The organism is Candidatus Angelobacter sp., assembly GCA_035607015.1.
Taxonomy (GTDB): domain Bacteria; phylum Verrucomicrobiota; class Verrucomicrobiia; order Limisphaerales; family AV2; genus AV2.
Map to the genome: position 1 here is coordinate 1 of DATNDF010000186.1, position 20,634 is coordinate 20,634.

Genomic DNA, 20,634 nt, shown 5'->3' on the forward strand with positions numbered 1-20,634 from the left:
CCAGTTGCACGAGTTCGCGGTCGGCAATATGCGTGAGCGGCTGGAACTCACCCGCGCAAGGGCGGAGCCGAGGGAGCGAGATCGTCAGTTGCGCTTTCCAGCAATTTCGCAGGAGGTAACCCGCGTGCGCCGCAACCGCGAGCGCTTCGAGCCGCCAGTCGCTCAACCCGAACAACGCGCCGATGCCGAGTCGGCGGAAACCCGCTGCGTAAGCGCGCTCTGGCGTTTCGAGCCGCCAGTCGAAGTTTCGTTTCGGCCCCGCGATGTGCATCTCGCCATAAACCGCGCGATCGTAAGTTTCCTGATAAACCACGAGTCCATCCGCGCCGGCCTGGACGATCGGCTCGTAGTCCTCCGTTTCCATCGGCCCGACTTCGAGCGAGATGCTGGGAATCTCCTCGTGCAACGCGCGGACGCAGTCGGCCAGATAATTTCCGGAGACAAACTTCGGATGTTCGCCCGCGACGAGCAGCAGGTTACGAAAGCCCTGGTCCTGAAGCTCGCGCGCTTCACGTAGCACTTCGTCCACGGTGAGCGTCACGCGCGTAATCGGGTTGTCACGGGAGAACCCGCAGTATTTGCAGTTGTTGACGCATTCGTTGGAAAGATAGAGCGGGGCAAAGAGGCGGATGACTTTGCCGAAGCGCTGTTGAGTCAGCGCCTGTGAACGGCGGCAGAGTGGCTCCAGTAATTCGCTTCCGGCCGGGGAAATTAAATGAGCGAAGTCAGCCAGCGACAGGCTCGAACCCGCCACGCTGTCGCGCACGGCGTCCATCGAAGCCGTTTGCGCCCGGCGCAACAAATCGGCGAGCGGCAGCGCGTTGAACGCGGTGACAAAACTCATCACCGGCAACGTAGCAAACGAGTCGCGTATGTCGAGAGTGGAGGGCTCCGCCTCGTCGGGGGCCCCGTCCAGAACGGGGAAGTCAGGGCACCGACAAAGCGGTGCCCTCCAGGTGCATGGTCTTTTCTTCTCCGAGTGGGGCCGGGGTTCATGCTTCACCATGTTTGCGGGTCAAGGGAGCCTGAAGGCTGAACCCCAACTGGCTGTCAAACAGACCGAAAGGCCCTTGCCTCAGGTACGGACGGTGGTTTTGACATTCCCCCGACCATCTTCTAGCTTTCGCGCGCACATGAACGTTTTGCGACACACGGACAAGGGGTTCGCTGCGAAGCTGCGCCCGCTCGCGACACACAGCAGTTTGTTTGACCCGGTCATCGAGGAGCGCACGCGCGTCATCCTGCAGGACGTTTACACACGCGGCGACGCAGCGTTGCTCGAACTGACGGAGCGCTTTGATGGCGCCAAATTGACGGCCCATCAACTGGCGATCACGAAAGCGGAGCTGGTTGGAGCGTCGTTGCGAGCCGATGAATCCCTGCGCGCGGCGGTTGAAGTGACGCGAAGGAACGTCGAGTTTTTCAGCAGGAAATCGCTCCGGAAAAAATGGTCGGCGAAGAATGCGCAAGGGGCGAAGGTCGGAGAGAAATTCGATCCGTTCCGGCGCGTCGGCATTTACATTCCGGGCGGCACCGCTCCGCTGGTCTCGACGGCGTTGATGACCGTGACGCTGGCGAAGGTCGCGGGTTGTCCGGAGATCGTCGTTTGCACGCCGTGTGGCAAAGATGGCGCAATCAATCCGGCGCTCCTCTATGCTGCACGTGTGGCGGGCGCGACGGAGATTTACCGCGTGGGCGGCGCGCAGGCGATTGCCGCGATGACCTATGGCACGCCGACCATCCGTCACGTGCAAAAGATTTTTGGTCCCGGCAACGCGTACGTGGTGGCGGCGAAACGATTGCTGTTCGGCCACGTGTCGGTTGATTTGTTGCCCGGCCCCAGCGAAGTGCTGGTGCTCGCGGATGACACCGCGAACGCGCGATTCATCGCCGCCGACTTGCTGGCGCAGGCCGAACACGGGTCGGGCCACGAGCGCGTCTGGCTGGTGACAACCTCCGCGCCGCTCCTGCGCAAGGTGGAACGGGAGATTGAGCGGCAACTGCCGAAACTGTCGCGCCGTGAATTCATTAGCCGCGCGCTGGCCAACAACGGCTGGCTGATTCAAGTGAAGTCCATCGAGCAGGGGATCGAACTGGTGAACCGGCTTGCGCCGGAGCACTGCGAAGTGATGACGCGCAATGCGGCGAAAGTGTCGCAACACATCGTGACGGCGGGCGCGATTTTTCTTGGTCCGTGGTCGCCGACGGTGCTGGGCGACTATGTTGCTGGACCGAGTCACGAACTGCCGACGGGCGGCGCGGGTGCGTCGTTTGCCGGTCTGACCGTGGACCAGTTCCAGCGCCGCACCAGTGTAGTGGAATATAATCGTGTCGCGCTCAAGAAATCGCTGGCGACGGTGCGAAAATTTGCCGAGGTTGAAGGTCTGGATGCGCATGGGAAGTCGGGGGAAGTGCGGATAAAAACTTAACGGGCAATTAAACGACGCCACTAGCATGAGCCCAAACGACGGCTTCTTTTCGGCTCTTTACTACCCTTCAATTGAGTTTACTGACCCCCGTTGGCTGTGGGCATCTTCTTTAGTCTGGGACAGGATTTATCGAATCGTTCCGAAAGACTACACTGCTAAAGACAGCGACAATGTAAAGAAGTTGTGCGAGTCCGGTGAAATCGGCACTCCTCTCCACCCTGACGCCTATGCTAAAGACGTATCAGAACAGTTCCTCCGAAAACTTAAAACAAGACGTTGGAATGCCGCTGCTCTTTCGATGGATGTTGATAAGGAATATGCGCGCCTGCACGAAGACAAAGTTGATGTGCAGTTGCGGAAAATGATTGTTGCTCAAGGCAGCACTCAATCACGGGGTAAATGGCTCTATGTGCCGACAGAGTTCGCATCGCTCTACATGACTTACCTTGCGAATCACATGAGCGAAAAGAACGGACTCAGCTTAGTTACTGATGTCGCTCCAGCTTGGACAGGCGCAACTTATTTCAAATTTGACGGTATGGTCGAAGACTGGCCACGTGAAGAACTGCCGCTTGTTTTGGCCGCGCTGGTTGTTCGCGATTTTGTTCCGACTAACATATTGAACATCGCGCCAGAAGCACTGCTCTCCTTTCGTGAAAAATACTTGGACGAGCGACGACGGTTTGTGAAGGCAGTCCGAACATCCGCAAATGCATTGGCAAACTGCCACGATGTGAAAGTAGCAAGAGACGTTTATGAAGACATGAAGCGGGACATAGCAGCTTCAATGGAGGATTACAAACGGAGCATGGATATTCTGAAAGTGGAAGGATGGACTGGAATGAAGACAATCGTCTTTCCTGCAATGACGGGCGTGATTGGGAAACTTATCTCGTTAGAACCAACGCAGCTCGCGATTTTGTCTGGGACAGGACTCGCGATGGGTGCGGTCAGTGGGTTGGCTGGCATGAAACAGAAAGGGAAAAGATTATCGAAAGAACATGATTACTCCTATTTGGTTAATCTCCAGAGGGAATGGCAAAAATGCTGTGGCGGCGAGGACTGGAATTATTTTCTATGTAGGCAAATGGAAGAGTTCATAAACGATTAAGCTCTTATGAATCTGCGTGGAGCGCCTTGTTATTTTGAAATGAACAAGACCGGCTTGAAGAATTTAATTCGCCCGCTCGTGCGTGGGTTGCACGCCTACGTTCCTGGTGAGCAGCTAAAGATCAAAGGGCTGATCATGCTCAACACGAATGAGAATCCATATCCGCTGTCGCCGGCACGGATGCGGTCGGGCTGGGGATTGCTTTCCTTGCCAAAACCTCCTTGTTTCAGTTAATCTGTCAGGATGAAATTAAAGCTGACCGCCGTTTACCGTCGCTTTCCTGAAGGTTACGCCGCGTTCGTCGAGGAGTTGCCGGGGGCCAATACTCAGGGCGCCACGTTGGAGGAAGCGCGCGCTAATCTGGCGGAAGCTGTCGTGATGGTGCTGGAAGCCAATCGTGAGTTGGCTGAGGAGGAGTTGCGCGGTCAGGAAGTCATTCGCGAGCCGTTGTCGCTGGGCGCGGCATGAAACGGCGGGATCTCATCCGCCATCTGGAACGTCATGGTTGCGAGTTTCTTCGCGAGGGCGGCAATCACACTATTTGCGTTAATCGGGCGAAAAAGAAGGTTTCGGCAGTCCCACGTCATCGCGAGGTCATCGAGTTTACGGCTCGAAAGATTTGCAAGGACCTGTAGATTCCACAACCGTGAAGAATCGGCGCCTCATCCGCGGTCTCGTGCGCGAATTACACGCCTACGTTCCCGGCGAGCAACCGAAGATCAAGGGGCTGATCAAGCTCAACACGAATGAGAATCCCTATCCGCCATCGCGAAAAGTGCTGAGGGCGGTGAAAGCGGCGGTGGGCGGACGGCTTCGGTTGTATCCGAATCCTACCGCGCAGCTGCTGCGGGAGAGGCTCGCAGAGTTTCACCGATGCAAGCCGCAGAATATTATTGTCGGCAACGGTTCAGATGAGTTGCTGGCGCTGGCGACGCGGGCGTTTGTGGAACCGTCGGAGTGCGGCCTTCCAGGCCGCAGCGCGTCCGTTCGCAGAGAGCCGCGCGGAAGTGTCGGAGACATCCTTCAGGGTGGAGCTGCTGCGGCCCGGAGGGCCGCACTCCAATCACGTTCCGTCATCCAATACTTCACTCCCTGCTACTCACTCTATCCGGTGCTCGCGGATATTCACGGTGCTCTTAGGAATCCTGTCCCGCTCAAGCCGGATTTCTCCATGCCGACGGTCAAAGAGTTACAGCGCGGCGGTCGTTGCGACTTTCATGGCGCTCTGACGTTGATTACCACACCAAACGCGCCGAGTGGCCGCGGCTATTCGACCGCGGAGCTCGAATCGCTTTGCCGCGCGCAGAAGGGCGTCGTCATTCTCGACGAAGCTTACGTGGATTTCGCCGACGAAAACGCGCTGAAACTCGCGTTAAAATATCCGCACGTCATCATCTCGCGCACGTTTTCGAAGGCTTACTCGCTCTGCTTTCAACGCATCGGCTATTTCGTCGGTCATCCCGAACTCATCGCCGCACTCGATAAGATTCGTGACAGTTACAATGTCAATGGCCTCGGACAAGTGGCGGCGCTGGCGACTCTCGGCGATCTGACCTACTATCGGAAGAATTTTCAACGCATCATCGCCACGCGCGAGCGAACGGCGAGGGAATTGACGGCGCTTGGTTTTCGAATTTATCCGAGCCAAACCAACTTTTTACTGGTGCGTCCGCCGGTTTTGTCCGCCGAGACCTGGCTGCGAAAGCTGCGCGAACGGAAAATCCTTGTCCGTTGGTTCAATTATCCGGAGACGAAGGATTATCTCCGCATCACTGTGGGCAGCGAGACGGAGATGGACGCGCTGCTGAAGGGAGCGCGCAGGATTCTGTCGAGCTAACGGCGACGGGCTGCGGGTGCCGCCAACGTTTTCCTTTTCTCGCCAGCGCTTCTTCGCTAAACAACCGGCGTGTATCTGGAATACTACGGCCTCAAGGAACCGCCGTTCGACCTGACGCCGAACCCGCGGTTTCTGTTTTTCAGCGCGAAGCACCGCGAGGCCTTCAACCATCTGCTGTACGGCATCCGCGAACGGAAAGGGTTCGTGCAACTGACCGGCGAGGTGGGCGCGGGGAAGACGACGGTGTGCCGGGCGATGCTCGAGGCATTGGGTGGCTCCTGGGCCAGCGCGCTCATCTTTAATCCGCCGCCGGATCCGGACCTGCTGGTCAAGGCGGTGGCCATCGAATTCGGAATCGAGGTGGCGGGACTTGGCGTGCTGGAGACGCGCGCGATGCTCAACGAGTTTCTGATCGGACAGGCGGCGACGGGCCGCGACGCAGTACTGATCATCGACGAAGCTCAGAACCTGAGTAACGGCCAGCTCGAACACATCCGCCTCCTGTCGAACCTTGAAACAGAAGACCGCAAGCTGCTGCAAATTGTTTTGATGGGTCAGCCCGAACTGCGCGACCGTTTGAACGACCACGGCCTGCGCCAGTTGCGGCAGCGCATCACGGTGCGTTATCATCTGCCCGCCCTGACGCGCGCCGAATTGTGGCCTTACATCGAACATCGGCTGGTGGTTTCCGGCGCCACAGGAACGTTTTACTTCACGGCCGGCGCCTTGTGGCGGGTTTACAACTACAGCGGCGGCATTCCACGGCTGGTCAACGCAGTATGCGACAAATGCCTGCTCGCCGGCTATGTCGAGCAGCGTGATGGCATTGATTATCGCATGGTCGGTCGCGCCATCCGCGAACTCGAAGGCAAAATCGACGTATGAGTTTAATCAACGACGCCTTGAAGCGCGCGCGACAGGCGAGACCGCAAAATCCTTTTGACGGCCAGCCTGTGGCGCCACTGCAACCGGTGGATTATGCTGCGCGGCCGAATTGGATTTTCCGGATGATCATCGGCCTGCTGGTGCTGGGGTCACTGACTGGAGCGGGTTGGTTCTTTGCAAAATGGTGGAGCAGCGGTCCCGAATCACGGGGAAGCGTCCGCGCTGCCGCGGAACCGGCTTCGGCGGAGCCGGCGAAATTGAAACGGCATGACAGGCAGCCGATCAAAGTCAGTACCAACATCATCGTGCGTACGAATCGCGCCGTCGCCGTTTCAGCGGAATCGGCGCCGGAATCAGCAGCGACAAATCCGGCGGGAATCACGCTGCCGACCAGCGCCGCAACCGTGGCGACGGAGACGAACGTGGCCGTGCCGCCGGCCCCGCCTTCGCCATTCGCGGACCTTAAGCTGCAAAGCATCATTTATCGCGAGGACAAGCCCGCGGTCGTCATCAACGGCGAGATGCTGTTCGTCGGCGACGAAATTCGCGGGGCGCGCGTGACGGGGATAGAACGTCAGTCCGTCACCGTTGAACGCAAAGGCGAAACGAACGAACTGCGCCTGCCCCGGCTGTAGGTTCAAAACGTCCGATGTCGGCTGGCTCACCGTGTGAATGCAATGTTCAAGAAGCTCGAAGCATCGCCGGCGCTCGTTCGTGTCGTTCCATTTGCCGCTTTTGTCGCGCTGACCTTTTGCCAGGGAAAATTCGGGGCCACTTCACCCTATTGGTTTTACCTGGGCAAAACGATCGTCGGGGCGTGGTTGATTTGGGTCGTCCGGCCGTTCGTTGTTGAGATGAAGTGGAAGTTCAGTTGGGAGGCCGTCGGTGTAGGCGTCGCGGTTTTCGTGATTTGGATCGGTCTGGACGGTATTTATCCGAAATTCGGCACGGGCGCCGCCGATTGGAATCCACACACGACATTCGGCCAGGATTCGGCGCTCGCCTGGACGTTCATCGTTGTTCGCATTCTTGGCTCTTCGATTGTGGTGCCGCCGGTGGAGGAGGTTTTCTATCGTTCTTTTTTGTATCGCTACGTTGCGAAGCCGGACTTTCAGTCGTTGCCGGTGGGTCAGTTTGGCTGGACGCCGTTTCTGGCCACGTCGGCGGTTTTTGGATTCACGCATCATGAATGGCTGGCAGGCATCTTGTGTGGCTTTGCCTATCAGGGCCTGGTTTGTTGGAAGAAACGGTTGGGCGACGCCATGACCGCTCACGGCATTACGAACCTTCTGCTGGGTCTGTGGGTGGTCTGGCGCGGAGCCTGGCATTTCTGGTGAGCGTTCCCTGCATCATTTTTGAGGATGAGCACCTGCTGGTGATCAACAAACCTGCGGGAATGAACACTCATGCACCGTCGCCTTTCGCGGGCGAAGGCATCTACGACTGGTTGCGGCATCGCGAGCCACGATGGGCGCGGCTGGCGATCATTCATCGGCTCGACAAGGAAACCTCCGGAGTGATCGCGTTTTCGAAAACGGAAGCGGCGAACCGCTCGTTGACGGAACAGTTCACCCGGCGCGAGGTGCGGAAGAAATATCTGCTATTGACCGACCGGCCTGTAAAACGGGAGGAGTTCACCGTAAAGTCGGCATTGGTTCGCGTCGGCGATAAATACATGAGCCGTCCGCTGGCCAGTGGCGGCGAAGCAGCGGAAACACGGTTTCGTGTGCGCCGATCCAGGCCCGGCAACACGCTGTTGGAAGCCGAGCCGGTGACGGGCAAGACGCATCAAATCCGTGTTCACGCGGCCGAGAATGGGTTTCCCGTCCTCGGCGACGCGCATTACGGCGGCACGCCGACGACGCGTGTTTATCTGCATGCGCAGGCACTGGCTCTGAAACATCCAACGACCGGCGAGGTGATGACGTTCACCGCGCCGGAGAATTTTTCTGCAGAATCGTGCGTGGCTTTGCGTTCGGCCCTCTGTGACGAGATGGAGACGAACGCCTTCCGGGTGGCGCATGGCGCGGCAGACGGCCGGCCGGGCTGGTACGTGGACCGGCTGGGCGATTTTCTGCTCTCGCAGTCGGAGCATTTGCCGACCGAAAAGCGGCTGGAGGTCATCGCTGGCTGGCTGAAATCATTTTCCTTGCGCGGGGCCTGTCACAAGAAGCTTCTGAAGAGCGTGCGCGGGGCGACCGTTATCGAGACCTCTCCCCAGCAAGTGCTCGGGGACCGCGCTCCGGAAGAATTCGTCGTGCGTGAGAACGGCCTCCGGTTCGCGTTGAGCTTCAACGAAGGTTATTCCTGTGGTTTGTTCCTCGACCAACGGGACAATCGGCGCCGGTTCCTGGTGAACCACGTCGCCGCGGGTTTTCCTTTGTTCGAGAGCGGCCCGGTCGGGATGGAAGTCCTGAACACGTTCGCTTATACCTGCGGTTTTTCGGTTTGCGCCGCGAAAGCGGGGGCACGCACCACCAGCCTCGATCTCTCGAAGAAATACCTGGAGTGGGGCAGACGAAACTTTGCGCTCAATGAACTGACTGCCGACGGCCACGACTTCATCCGCGGGGACGTCTTTGATTGGCTGCGCCGGCTGGCAAAAAGGCGCCGGCAATTCGAAGTCGTCATTCTCGATCCGCCCACATTTTCCCGATCGAAAGAGCATGGATCTTTTCAGGCCGGGAAGAATTACGGCGAACTGGTGGCGGCCGCGCTGCCGGTGCTGAAACAGAACGGTGTTTTGCTGGCTTCGGCGAATGCGGCGAAACTCGCCCTGGAAAAGTTTCGGTCACAAGTCGTGTCCGCGATTGCTTCGGCGCGGCGAAGGATTCTGCAGCAACATTATGTTCCGCAGCCTCCGGATTTTCCCATCACGCGCGAGGAGCCGGCCTATTTGAAAACGCTTTGGTTGAGGGTGGCCTGAAACGGTCACACCATCACTCGGACAGGGGCTATTTCTTTTCCCGGTCCAGCGATCGCGAAATGATGCTCGGGCGCGGCACGTAGCGAATGCTGCGGACGTAAAGCCACGCCAGGGTTAGCGCGACGAGCAACAGCGCGGCCGCCGCCAGCAGGTATTTCCAGCCGGTCGATGCCGCCTCCGGCTGGAGCACGGCGGCAGTTTGAGGTGACGCTGAAGGCACTCCCGGAGCGTCAAGGGTGTGCTCTTCAGAAGGATTCACGGTTGGAATCGCGTCCCCGGACTGTTGCGGCGGGGTGGGGGTGGTTTTGGCGGGAACGGAAGCGTTCTCTCCGGCGGACGCGGTTCTGGTCACCGCCGGTTGTGGTGGAACGGTTGCGTCGCCCGGAGACGGACGCCCGTTGGGAACGGGCGCGGAGGCTTCCCCATTGGTTCTGGCCGGCTCGCTTTGCGGAGTGGTGTTGGTTCCACGAAGGATCAGCGGGCCAGGAGGCGCGGAGACGGTTGCGTTCGTCTGCTTTCTCTGGGCCTCGCGCAGCGCCTGTGAGATTTCTTCCACAGAAAGCGACCTTTTTGCCGGCAGCGGTTGCGACGTCACCCGGGCGTCCCGCTTCGTCCCTGTGCCGGCCTGCGTAGCAGAGGTGTTTGATGGGGTGTCCGGTTTTTTTGCAAGGCGGGGAACGAAAATAGGCTCACCTCCGGGACTCACGCCGTCCGCAGCCAACCGCCCGTCCTGCGCGACGAAGACGATAACGAAGGGCTTCTTCACCTTGCGCATTCCCGACGCGTTTTTGGAGAGAATCCCGTTGATCGAATCGTCAAAGGGAGACCCCTTCACAGGCTCGGTTCCGTCGGTGAAAAGAAACACCGTGAGGCCATCAGAGTTTTTTGCTTCGTCGCTGATCGCGGCCAGCACCTGGTCCAAATGCCGTTTCTTTTTTTTGTGGGGCTGGTCGCGGAGCAGGCGGAAAACGCGGTTCGCGACATCGCGCCGCTGTGGCGCATCCCATTTCTGGGCCGGAAAAATATTGGTGTGCAGTTGGTCGTCAAATGTCCACAGGCCCCAGGCATCGCCCGGTCGAATGCGTCCCCCGACGCCGCTCAGGATCAACTTGCTGACCGTGTCAATCGCGATGTCTTTCTGTCGCGACATCGCCGAGGACGTATCAACGACAAACAAATACCGGTAGGCCGGCCGCGCCTCGTTGACTTCGTCGGTGGGGTTGCCGGGCGGCGGAGCGTCTTGCGCAGACAGGTGGAGCGCAAGGCAGAAACCGAGGGCCGGGAGCGGGAGTTTCATCGACTTAACGTGTGCGTTGGAAGCGTTCGCGTTCCTTCCGGTTGTGCTGTTTCAATTCGCGATTCAGTTCGGTGAGCGTGCCTTCAATGGTTTGAATGAAATTCAAACAACTGGACGCCATCCCGCCGAGCGCAAGCACGGTGTCCCGCTCGGCGTAATCATCGGTGACCACCAACACTTCGCCGAACTCGCCAAGGCGGTGCGCGGCACGTTCGATGACGTCGTCGGCAGTCTGGCCGGCTTTGGAGTAAAGGATTTCCATCTCCGGCGCGGAGTCGACTTTCGGCGTCCCGGCCGGCGCACCTGCGCCGTCAAAAATGACCGTGATCGGCGTTCCGACGGCGTCCCGGTATTGCGTGAGGACGTGGATCAGTTCACGGCGCGCGGCCGCGGAATGACGTGGTCTGCCCGGCGCCAGCTTCGGCCAGTTGTGCAACAGACTATAGCCATCCACCAATATGCGAACAAGCGCCATCCCGGCAACGCTACCGTTGAACGGAGCAAATGGAAAATGCAAATTTCAAAGTGTGCGCTTTGTCCGCGGTTGAAAATGCTTCTGCTCGCTTCCCTGTTTCGGGCAATATTCCGGGATGCAATCGACTGAACCGGTTCCAGTGACCGTGCTGACGGGTTTTCTTGGCGCAGGCAAGACCACTCTGCTCAATCATCTGTTGACGCAAAACCACGGATACAAATGCGCCATCATTATCAACGAATTCGGCGCGGTGAGCATCGACAACCAGCTCGTGGTCGGCGCCGACGAGGAGATTCTGGAACTGAACAATGGCTGTCTCTGTTGCCGGGTCCGGCAAGATTTGGTCAAAAGCCTCGGCGACTTGTTCAAGAGGCAAAAACGCTTCGATTATGTGCTCGTCGAGACAACCGGCCTCGCCGACCCCGGCCCGGTGGCCCGGACATTTTTCCTTCCCGACCTTGCCAAATTGCTCCGGCTGGACGGCATTGCGACCGTCGCCGACGCAAAGCATCTGGAAGGGGAGCTGGACGACGCGCCCGAAGCCGCCGTGCAAATCGCTTTCGCGGACGTGATCCTCCTGAACAAAACAGATCTTGTTTCCGCGGCGGCCGCAATGCACGTCGAGGCCCGCATACGCAAGATGAATTCGCTCGCAAAAATATATCGCACGCAGAGGTCGCAGATTGCAGCAGGCAGCATTCTGGATATCAAGGCCCGCGAACTCAACACACCGCTCGAATCGCTCGGGTCCGGCGGACATGAAGGCCACGATCAAAACGGGCATCATTACGATCACGACGAGCGCGAACACGAGGAAAACACTCACGATCACGACGAAAGGGTGCGCTCGTTTTGCATCATGGAAGACCGGCCCCTGGATTTGAAGAAAACCGAATCCTGGATCGGCGGGCTGCTCGGCACGACTGGCGCGAACATTTATCGAAGCAAGGGCATCCTGCACATTCGGGGCCAACCCAAGCGCGTCGTGTTCCAGGGCGTGCAAATGATGTTCGACGCCACGCCAGAGCGGTTCTGGAAGCCGGAAGAAAAGCGCCAGACCCGGATGGTTTTCATCGGCAAGGGACTCGACGAGGCGGGAATTCGCGCCGGGTTTGAATCGTGCGTCGCGACCTGATCTTTGATGCGGAGGCACCGCGAGAAAGTTGAGGGAGGCGGGAAGATCGTTGAATCGTCGGCTCCGGCGATATCGGAGAATCAGGTGCCCTGTTCCAAGGGAAAATACGCTCCGGATTTGACGGCCAGCGCGGGCGGGACACGCTTCGTCCATAGACAAGACAAGGGGTCCAATGAGGCATCCTCATTTGTGCGGAAATCGCTCCGGCATGGCTGGTGCTAATCAGAACCTGGATGGCGAAGGCGGAACGCAGACCGCATCAGATCGCTGCTCTTTTTAACATCTGCGGGATCGAATCGGTTTGTGCTTTTTCCGATTCGCTCCCAGCCCAGCCCGCGCGCGGTTCGCATTCGCGATGGTGCAACCGCGCGCGTTTTTTTGCGGCGTGCGTTTTCAAATTCCGGAGGTGTTTCAGCATGACCAGCCATACTGCTGCCCAGAATTAAAACCAGACGATCAACGGCCGGGAGTAGTTCTTGGGGGACTCGTTTTCGCCGGCAAACCCCAAACGACAATCGGGCCGACATTGACGTAAGGGATGGCCATGACGAACATCGCGAACATCCAGAATCCCAGGGATAAACGATTCCTGTCAGCTCCTTTGGCCGAGTCATGGGCCCACCGCGAGGCCGGCGTGCCCGCTATTGTCCGATCTGCGCCTTGTATTTGTCCGGTGACAGCAGGTCGTTCAATTCGGCAGGATTGTTGAGTTTGATTTTGAAGAACCAGCCGTTGCCGTAAGGCTCGCTGTTGGTCAGAGCGGGGTTGTCGGTGACTGCCTTGTTTACTTCCAAAACCTGCCCGCCGACGGGCGAGTAAATATCGCTGGCCGTTTTAACCGACTCCACCACGGCGCACGCTTCACCCGCTTTTACATGGCGTCCCACCGCAGGCAGTTCGACAAAGACAACGTCGGTCAACTCGTGTTGTGCGTGGTCGGTGATGCCGACGACGCCGGTGTCGCCGGCGACGCGGACCCATTCGTGGCTCTTGGCGTATTTGAGGTCGGAAGGAATGTTGGTCATAAAATCGTGCGCTCTGTTTAATCGGATGGAAAATTCTCGTCAAATCGGTTTCTTGTAAATCGGCTTTTGCACAACGACCGCCGGCGCGCGCTTGCCGCGGATTTCAATTTCAATCGGAGTGCCCGCCTTCGCGAACTCAGGCGGCACATAACCCATCCCGATGCCAATGCCCAGCGACGGACTCTGCGTGCCACTGGTCACTTCGCCTATTGGCTTCGTGTCCATACCACTGCTCCAGATTGAGTAATGAGGTCGCGGCGGCGCAGATTTGTCAGTCATCTTGAACGCTACGCATTTTTTGGAAACGCCCCTTTCTTTTTGCCCAGCCAGCACCGGGCGTCCGACAAAATCGCCTTTGTTAAGCGCCACGAAAAAACCAAGTCCCGCCTCGATCGGAGTTGTGTTTTCGTTCAGCTCCTGGCCGTAAAGCGGATAACAGACTTCTGTGCGCAACGTGTCGCGTGCGCCGAGACCGCACGGTTTCAATCCGAACGGCCCGCCAATTGCAAGGATTCTATTCCAGACCGTCTCGATGATATCGGCTGGCGCGATAATCTCAAATCCATCCTCACCTGTGTAGCCTGTGCGAGCTAATTGAACAGAAGTGCCAAAAGAAAAACTGGAGAATTGATTCTTTTTTAACTCGCCGGGTTTGGCCACAGGAGTACCCCCACCCCAAGAGTCCGCTACTGAATGTAAAATATCCGGTCGGGCTCTGAGAGTGATCGGAATACCGTCAGCCAATGAGTCACCTATGAACTGATCGATGAACTCTGCGACCCTTGGCCCTTGCACGGCAACGGCTCCAGTTCGATCCGAGATGTTGTCCAACGACATCCCAGTGCGATCAGGGAAGACTTCTAACTGCGTCTGAAACCATGCTACATCGCGGTCAATTCGCGAAGCATTTATTACCAAAAGATATGAGGAAATGCCGCTTCGGTAGACATAGAGATCATCCATCACCCCGCCCCTTTCGTTGCACATCAAAGTGTATTGAGCCTGCCCTACGAAAAGCTTGTTTAGGTCGTTAGTAAGAACTCTGTTCAAAAACCTTGGGGCTTCGGGGCCGTATACAAGCACTTCCCCCATGTGCGAGATGTCGAAGATGCCTGCGGCTTTGCGCACGCAAAGGTGTTCATCCATGATGCTCGAATACTGCACCGGCATTTCCCAGCCGCCGAATTCGATGAGTTTGCCGCCGAGTTTCTGATGCGCGGCGAATAACGGTGTTCGTTTCAGATTCATTTGAATTTGATAAATCAGACTATCGCAACCATCCCCAAATTGGCTGGGTAAAAAAACTGAGTGGCAGAAGGAGCAGGAAGCCCAACTTCAAAAACAAAACGTCACTTTTCTTCGTTGTAGTCGGTCGATTCACAAGAATTCGAAGGAATGCAATCCACCACATCAAAGCCGCGAGAACGACAACTCGAAGTGTTTCGCCGCCGTCCAAAATCAAGCCGGAAAGCGAAGTAAGGAGAGCTTGTAAAAGAAGCGTGTCTTTGGCCGCCTCGAAGTTTGTAGGACTCAGGCTGGTAAGTCGGCCTAAATCCTTTTTCCACCAAGCAATACTCACAACTTTACCCCCACTTCTCCGTCTTCATCTGCGCTTTTGGCACTTTCAAATCCGCAAGCACGACGTGCTCGGCGAACTCGACCAGCTCGTTCGGGCCGCAGGCGTAAAAGATAGTGTTCGACAACTCGTGAGTTTGCTCCTTCACCCACTCCGCAGTGATGCGCCCGCGCCGACCGGTCCACGGGTCCTGCGGGTGCAACCGCGTGCACGTGACGAAGAAGTTAAAGCGCGGGTTCTGCAACTGCAACTGGTGGAACTCGTCGTTGAAGATGACATCGTTTGTCGTGCGAACGCTGTAGAGCACAGTGATCTTCGTCTCCAGTTTGCGCTTGGTCGCCTCGCGCACGAAGGCCCGGAACGGCGTGACGCCTGAACCGCCGGCGATGCAGATCAAATGCTTGTTTGATTCGTACGCGGGCAGGAACCCTCCCGTGGGCGCAATGACGAACATCCTGTCACCCGCTTTCGCCCAGTCCACGATGCGCGTGCCCATCTTGCCGTCGCGCTTCACGGTGACTTCGTAAAAACCGCGGTCGAGCGCGCAGGACGACAGCGAGTAGGCGCGTTTGTAGTTGGGCGTATCGGGCCAGTAAAGGGTGATGAACTGGCCGGTCTTGAAATCAGGGTTATAACTGTCGGGCCACTTCAGCCGGATGGTCTTGGTGTCCGGCAACTCCATCGTCACCTTCTCGATCTCCATCTCGACGGTCTGTTTCGCCATAAAACGGTCCCGTAGCTTGGGAGAAACGCGGGCGGGTGTAAAGATTTGAGATTGTCTCGGTGAATTGTTAATTAACCTGGAGGATGCCATTCCTGTGCGTATTTGAGCAGCGTAGGAAACCGGGACCTATTGGCGGAGATAGTAGCTGAGCGGACCGATTCCGCTTCGTCTTCGTAGTTTCACTTCCTCAAATGGAAAGAGTCCAGAAACCTAAAGATATTGGTCGATGCCGCCGCATTAGTGCGAACCAGGCAGATTGTCGTGTAGAATCGGTCATCCGTGATATACATTCGCATTGTGACCAGATCAGCCGGAGGTCTGACAAATTGCAACTCGTGTGCGGGATGTCCATCAGATGCGAATTGCCTCTCTTTGAGAAGTGTGCTGTTGGTTCCAAGGGCAGTTTTCGTAGCTGCCGCGAAATATATCTCTGGATGCTCTTTGGCACGTTCACGTTGCTTGTCTGGAAGTTGAGTGAAGGCGACACAATACGCAACATTGGAACTTGGGTTAGATGTATAACTATGGACGACAACTTCTCCTGAACTGGTGGTCTGCTTTTCCTCTGAAAACTTCGGTTGGAACGGCATCAACGCCGAAAACTTCCCTTGTTTGGACGAGAATCTTATCCAGTCAGGTTCAGCAACAGCCATCGTCGTTGTCTTGGCGCAGCCCCAAAAAATCAGCACCGAAATCAGAAGAAGAAAAGCGGGGCGCATGAGAACCCTTCGAGGAACGATAATTGACACAGTCGAATGCGCTTAGACGAGCCCAGTTTTGGTCAGATTTGTTGTAAAACGGGCTGCAAAACGAGCTTTACCGTCCAATTATTATTTGTAACTCAATGATAGTAAATGATTGGAGCGGGTGAAGGGAATCGAACCCTCGTGATTATTACCAAAGTGGATTCATGCGAAATCCCATGGTTCAAGGACGAAAGTGAGGCGAAACGTCACCATTCCAAGCCACCGGATGGACTCGGAGCGAACTCATCACCACTGGATATCACTCCCGGCCACGCCTTGCTGCGTGAAGCGTTGGAACTGACCGGCGGACATGCCGCCCATCACGTCGTCGTTTACGATCTGCCAAACCGGGAAGCTGGTCGCGGGCTGGAACTCGAAGATGATTGTTTCGGGGGCGGCGTCAGCTTTCATCGTAAAGAAAAATCGGGGCACAGGGTGAAACGTCAATTTTTCGCAGCCTGACGTGTGACAATAGGGACGTAACCTGTCTCCAGGCCTTTGGGCGGAGTGACGATGACGGCGGGGTCCAGCTCAGCGAGTTTTCCAATTTTCGGCGGAGCCAGATAGTCGCGGTCCTTCGTCCAGTTCCTGTGAAGTTTCTCCACGCGCGCCTGCATGGCTTCACGCTCCTGAGCCGTGAGGTCGGCATGGAGGAGGGCGGGCTGGTCGGCGAAGCGATACCAGTAGTAAGTCACCACACTTCCGTCGCCCAACTGCGCCTGAAACGGGCCGGCGGCGGGGCCGGGTTTTTTCCAGGAACTTGCCGGGTCGTCGGGCGTGACGTACGGCTCGGATGGCTTCCCGGCAGGCCGCTCGAAGCGCGCAGCGGCCAGACCGGTTTCAGCCGGAACCTCTTCCGCGCGCACGGGAACCCACTCCTGTTTGTTGTTCCTGGTTACGAGATGAAAGTATTCCGGCAGCGTCATCAGCGCGCCCTCCTTTGTTTCGGTCTGCTGCACGAGGTTCGTGTTCCAGCGATAGCCGAAGGTGTTTTTATCCGCAGCCATCGGAGTCGCGAAGGAAGTCCAGGCGAGGGGCATCTGCTTTTCCCTGGCAGCGCTGTCGGGGTAAATTTTCCAGGTGGCTCCGCCGCGTCCGGTGAATTCATGAAGCACAGCTCCCTCGGAATGAATCGCGCCGCTGGCCGCGGCTCCGCCTTCAAACCAGGTCTTCACATCATCCCAGAGCGCGTGCTTGTTGTAGGAAGTGATGCGATGCACGAGGGCTGAGTCGCCGTTCGGCCCGCTGGGGAAACGGGTGGGAGCGATGCGGGCATAGGTCTCGCCCTTCGCGTCCGTGGCCAGCGCGCTGGGGATGTGCTGCGTCTCCATCTGCAACGCACGGTTCGGATTCGTGGGGCGACTGTCCAGCAGCAGGCCGCTGAGGCGCGGGTCTTCCACCGCAGCGCGCGACCAAAAGTGGGGAGTGAAGAAGGCGACCGGCCCTTTGAAGTTACGCGTGTTCAGAAACAGGGTCCAACATTGATCGCCGGTCGGAACGTTCGTGCCGGCGGTTGTGGCCTTAGCCTGCGCGAGCGGCAGCGGCAGGTAACCGTAGCCGAACAGTTCGCCGCAGGTGCCCTGTTTAAGATTCAAACCATCGGGCGGCCACAGAACCCAAGGACTGAGTTGCGCGATGCCGTATTTGCCCCTGGGCTGGTCCCAATCCCGGCCTTTGCCGGCACCGGGACCGTTGGCCCATTCGCTGAAATCCGGAGCCACGCCCCCCATGATGAACTTCGGCGTTTCCGTGGCGAACCGGGTGTCGCGCCACCAGCCTAGACCGCCTTCGATATCAGAATACATTTTGAAGGCTGGTTTCGTGTCCTCCTGCGCAAACATCCAGGTGCCGAACAGCCCGGTCTGAAAACGCGAGCCGGGATACGTCTTTACCAATGGCCAGGCCGCGACATACATCGAGTAACCAGCGTTGAAGGTGTCAGGCACTTTCTCGTTAGGGACTAACAGGTAGCCGGCCATCTCGCCGGGCTCGATTCCATTCGCGGCCTGCCCGGGCCTGGGGAAGACGGTCGCAAGGAGCAGGAAGGCGAGGACGTGAAACGGATTTCGGTTTGCTTTCATGTTCATCATTTCGCTGTGAGGGGCAATTTACAAGTGGCGGGTCGCCAAGCTGGATGTACTGACGAGGCGCAGTGGAATGTTCGTTGGTTTCATCGTTCGTTATTCGAAGCATTACCTGTGTTCCAGGTAACTTTGGCCAAGCAATTCTCCCAGCCGAACGATTCCCGCCGTGGTGATGACCAGCTTCTCGTCCTGCGGGGGAAGATCGAAGGCCTTGAGGTGAATAAACGCCGGGTCGGCGGCGGCGATGGCGGCTAGATTCGCCGTGACATCAATGCGGTTGAGTCCTTTCTCATCGGTGGGTGGTTGTTGGCTGACATGCCACTTGAGCGCGGGCAGCGCCAGGTCCTGGCGACTTTTTGCGACGATGGATTGCAGCCATTTGGCCACGTTGCTCCGATAAGGGCCAAAGGCCATTTCGTTTTCACCGACGTGATAGAAGATGCCGGCCAGTTCCACCTGATGCCCTCTGGCCTCCAGTTCCTTGATGGATTCCCGGATGAAGTTGATGAACTGCGGGTATAGGTTCCGGTCTTTCGTGTCCGTTCCCTCTGGGGTCCAATCGTTCATCTGCGAACCGCTGTGGGTGAATTTGGCTATGGCGATGTTGCCGGGAACCTTGGCTTGCACTGTCTTTCCGAAGCTGAGTTCAGGACCGAAAGTGTCGTAATATCCTGCGGCGCCGAGTGGCTCCCATCCATTTGAGGTTTTGTAACCGCCGCCAATGCTGTACTTGAAGGCGATTGCACCATTGTCGTTGGCCAGCGATTCCTGCCCCTTCAGGACTTTGAGTTCCTGAATGAAAGCGCGCTCGCCTTCCATGTTGCGATGTCCAGCCAGGATGAAGAGCTTGACCGGGCTTCCCTTGGCATAAGGCCACACCGTAAGAGGGCGATCGGCGGCTGGCTTCTTTCCGATCGTGCTTAGATAGGCGTCCGCGTAGTTCACGCCGTGCTCCAGTTGCCCCAGCGTTCCGTAGTGATAATGCAAACCCTCTCCACCGCCAATTTCCACCGCATCGTGAGAGGTTGGGACATATTCCGTCAACGGATCCGAGTCGGTAACGGCTTTCTGACCGGCGCGAATGGCATACATGTTGTCGCGATTGTCCATGCCCCAAATTGTCTTGGTGCACAGTTCCCCGATGTAGAACTTTAAGTTGGGCGCGTTGAGATCGCGGCGCCACCTCGCCAGAAAGTTCTTGAGGTTCTTACCATAGTCCCGCTTGAACTCCTTGTTGAACATATCGTTCTCCCCCTGATGCCACATGAACCCCTCGATCCGGTAAGGCACTCGCTTTTGATCCAATTCCGCCAGGGATGATTGAATCAACTGCAAGGCAAGCGGGTAGAGCTTGAAGCCACTCGGGTCATCGGGATTCCAATCGCCTCCCAAAGTGGTTCCGCCCGCGGCGCACTTGATGATAGCAATGGGAGCCTTGGTTTCCTGCGAGACTCGTCTGGCAAAGCTGAGTTCCGGCCCGACGAGATTGTTCACAGGCTGCAAAGGGACCCAACCCTCGGAGGTCCGTTTCTCTTCCCGTCCGATGCAGTAGGAGAACAAAACTTTTTCCTGGGGCATCTCCAAGCCGGCAAACGGTGGAAAACGCCGGATGTCCTTCACCTTCGAATCCGCGCCCTCCATGTTGGACTGCCCCGCGAAGATAAACACGCGCAAGGTCTTCGTGTCAGGATCGGCCTTGGATGGGTTGGCACATTGGGCTGCCAGTTGAACCAACAGCAGGGCGGCGAGGACTGTGGTGATGTGTTTCAAAGCTCAGATCGGTTTCGGCTGGTTATTCCTTTGCCGCTTGCCCGGTGACGATGGGGACGAAGCCCATCTCCAGGCCGGGGGGCGGTGTGACGAGCAAAGCGGGATCGAGCGCAACCAATTTCCCTCGCGTGGGAGGGGCCATGTAGTCGCGGTCCAGTGGCCAGTTCGCATGCAGTTTCTCCACCATGGCTTGCAGCTTCGCCTTCTTCTCCACGCTCCAATGGTATTGCTGGAAGGACGGTTGGTCCACGAACCGATACCAGAAATAGGTCACCACTGAACCATCAATGAGCCGGGCGGTGAATGGTCCAAGTTTCGGGCCTGGCTGTGCCCACGCGCCGCCCTTGAGCGAGGTGTAGGGCACTCCCGCTGGAGCGCGTTTGAATTCCTGGGTGAGCAGTTTGGTTTCCGCTGGCACCGCCACGGCGGAGACGGCCACGCGCTCCTCGCCGACATGCTTGTAGTATTGCGGGAACAGACCTTTCGGGAAGATGTTGTTGGTGGACCACTGCAGGCCCCACACGTTGCCGTCGAAGATGCGGGTGTCGAATGCGCTCTCCACGCCGGTGATCTTCTTGCCCGCCTGGTCGTAGTGCGTCGTGTTGGTTTTGAGC

At 57.6% G+C, this 20,634-nt stretch carries 22 protein-coding genes and 1 pseudogene; 11 read left to right on the top strand and 12 right to left on the bottom strand.

Annotated features, from left to right (window positions below; translation table 11 throughout):
- Nucleotides 1-844 (bottom strand): radical SAM protein (locus VN887_07470; protein ID HXT39845.1); only part of this gene is annotated, 844 nt, incomplete at its 3' end.
- A 289-nt stretch (nt 845-1,133) separates the two neighbouring features.
- Between VN887_07470 and hisD the strand changes: the two genes are divergently transcribed.
- The 10 genes and pseudogenes from hisD (at nt 1,134) to VN887_07520 (ending at nt 9,188) form a co-directional block, all read left to right on the top strand.
- Nucleotides 1,134-2,429 carry a histidinol dehydrogenase gene (gene hisD / locus VN887_07475; GenBank protein ID HXT39846.1) on the top strand — a complete coding sequence of 432 codons (1,296 nt, stop codon included), beginning with the start codon at nt 1,134-1,136 and terminating at the stop codon, nt 2,427-2,429.
- Between the two features lie 25 nt (nt 2,430-2,454).
- Nucleotides 2,455-3,540: a hypothetical protein gene (locus VN887_07480; protein ID HXT39847.1), complete on the top strand. Its 1,086-nt coding sequence runs from the start codon at nt 2,455-2,457 to the stop codon at nt 3,538-3,540.
- Between the two features lie 39 nt (nt 3,541-3,579).
- Nucleotides 3,580-3,714 (top strand): annotated as a pseudogene (locus VN887_07485) (histidinol-phosphate transaminase).
- Nucleotides 3,715-3,783: 69 nt separating this feature from the next.
- Complete coding sequence (locus VN887_07490) at nt 3,784-4,008, top strand: type II toxin-antitoxin system HicB family antitoxin (protein ID HXT39848.1); 225 nt, start codon at nt 3,784-3,786, stop codon at nt 4,006-4,008.
- Nucleotides 4,005-4,175 carry a type II toxin-antitoxin system HicA family toxin gene (locus VN887_07495; GenBank protein HXT39849.1) on the top strand — a complete coding sequence of 57 codons (171 nt, stop codon included), beginning with the start codon at nt 4,005-4,007 and terminating at the stop codon, nt 4,173-4,175. The genes VN887_07490 and VN887_07495 overlap by 4 nt, the downstream gene beginning before the upstream one ends.
- Before the next feature lie 11 nt (nt 4,176-4,186).
- On the top strand, nt 4,187-5,377 hold the full coding sequence (locus VN887_07500; protein HXT39850.1) for an aminotransferase class I/II-fold pyridoxal phosphate-dependent enzyme: 1,191 nt from the start codon (nt 4,187-4,189) through the stop codon (nt 5,375-5,377).
- A 69-nt stretch (nt 5,378-5,446) separates the two neighbouring features.
- A complete protein-coding gene (locus VN887_07505; GenBank protein HXT39851.1) occupies nt 5,447-6,262 on the top strand; it encodes an AAA family ATPase in 816 nt (271 codons plus the stop codon).
- Nucleotides 6,259-6,897 (top strand): hypothetical protein, encoded by a 639-nt coding sequence (locus VN887_07510; protein HXT39852.1) that lies wholly within the window; start codon nt 6,259-6,261, stop codon nt 6,895-6,897. The genes VN887_07505 and VN887_07510 overlap by 4 nt, the downstream gene beginning before the upstream one ends.
- A 42-nt stretch (nt 6,898-6,939) precedes the next feature.
- Nucleotides 6,940-7,599: a CAAX prenyl protease-related protein gene (locus tag VN887_07515; GenBank protein HXT39853.1), complete on the top strand. Its 660-nt coding sequence runs from the start codon at nt 6,940-6,942 to the stop codon at nt 7,597-7,599.
- A complete protein-coding gene (locus VN887_07520; protein ID HXT39854.1) occupies nt 7,596-9,188 on the top strand; it encodes a pseudouridine synthase in 1,593 nt (530 codons plus the stop codon). The genes VN887_07515 and VN887_07520 overlap by 4 nt, the downstream gene beginning before the upstream one ends.
- A 28-nt stretch (nt 9,189-9,216) precedes the next feature.
- Here VN887_07520 and VN887_07525 read toward each other — a convergent pair whose 3' ends face one another.
- Together VN887_07525 and VN887_07530 are read right to left on the bottom strand one after the other, a co-directional pair.
- Entirely contained in the window at nt 9,217-10,485 is a 1,269-nt protein-coding gene (locus VN887_07525; GenBank protein HXT39855.1) for a hypothetical protein, read from the bottom strand.
- 4 nt (nt 10,486-10,489) lie between these two features.
- Nucleotides 10,490-11,002 (bottom strand): NYN domain-containing protein, encoded by a 513-nt coding sequence (locus VN887_07530; protein ID HXT39856.1) that lies wholly within the window; start codon nt 11,000-11,002, stop codon nt 10,490-10,492.
- Nucleotides 11,003-11,075: 73 nt separating this feature from the next.
- Between VN887_07530 and VN887_07535 the strand changes: the two genes are divergently transcribed.
- Nucleotides 11,076-12,095 carry a GTP-binding protein gene (locus VN887_07535; GenBank protein ID HXT39857.1) on the top strand — a complete coding sequence of 340 codons (1,020 nt, stop codon included), beginning with the start codon at nt 11,076-11,078 and terminating at the stop codon, nt 12,093-12,095.
- A gap of 641 nt (nt 12,096-12,736) precedes the next feature.
- Here VN887_07535 and gcvH read toward each other — a convergent pair.
- From gcvH to VN887_07580, 9 genes are all read right to left on the bottom strand, one after another.
- Nucleotides 12,737-13,120, bottom strand: coding sequence for a glycine cleavage system protein GcvH (gene gcvH / locus VN887_07540; GenBank protein HXT39858.1), 384 nt, complete (start codon nt 13,118-13,120; stop codon nt 12,737-12,739).
- Nucleotides 13,121-13,159: 39 nt separating this feature from the next.
- Nucleotides 13,160-14,368: a glycine cleavage system aminomethyltransferase GcvT gene (locus tag VN887_07545; GenBank protein ID HXT39859.1), complete on the bottom strand. Its 1,209-nt coding sequence runs from the start codon at nt 14,366-14,368 to the stop codon at nt 13,160-13,162.
- A gap of 19 nt (nt 14,369-14,387) precedes the next feature.
- On the bottom strand, nt 14,388-14,699 hold the full coding sequence (locus VN887_07550) for a hypothetical protein (protein HXT39860.1): 312 nt from the start codon (nt 14,697-14,699) through the stop codon (nt 14,388-14,390).
- A 4-nt stretch (nt 14,700-14,703) separates the two neighbouring features.
- A complete protein-coding gene (locus VN887_07555) occupies nt 14,704-15,420 on the bottom strand; it encodes an FAD-binding oxidoreductase (protein HXT39861.1) in 717 nt (238 codons plus the stop codon).
- A 179-nt stretch (nt 15,421-15,599) separates the two neighbouring features.
- Entirely contained in the window at nt 15,600-16,169 is a 570-nt protein-coding gene (locus VN887_07560) for a hypothetical protein (GenBank protein ID HXT39862.1), read from the bottom strand.
- Between the two features lie 243 nt (nt 16,170-16,412).
- Entirely contained in the window at nt 16,413-16,577 is a 165-nt protein-coding gene (locus VN887_07565) for a CIA30 family protein (protein HXT39863.1), read from the bottom strand.
- A 32-nt stretch (nt 16,578-16,609) separates the two neighbouring features.
- Complete coding sequence (locus VN887_07570; protein HXT39864.1) at nt 16,610-18,247, bottom strand: hypothetical protein; 1,638 nt, start codon at nt 18,245-18,247, stop codon at nt 16,610-16,612.
- A 111-nt stretch (nt 18,248-18,358) separates the two neighbouring features.
- Nucleotides 18,359-20,020 (bottom strand): sialate O-acetylesterase, encoded by a 1,662-nt coding sequence (locus VN887_07575; GenBank protein HXT39865.1) that lies wholly within the window; start codon nt 20,018-20,020, stop codon nt 18,359-18,361.
- Between the two features lie 22 nt (nt 20,021-20,042).
- Nucleotides 20,043-20,634: hypothetical protein (locus tag VN887_07580; GenBank protein ID HXT39866.1), on the bottom strand; the 592-nt coding region annotated here is incomplete at its 5' end.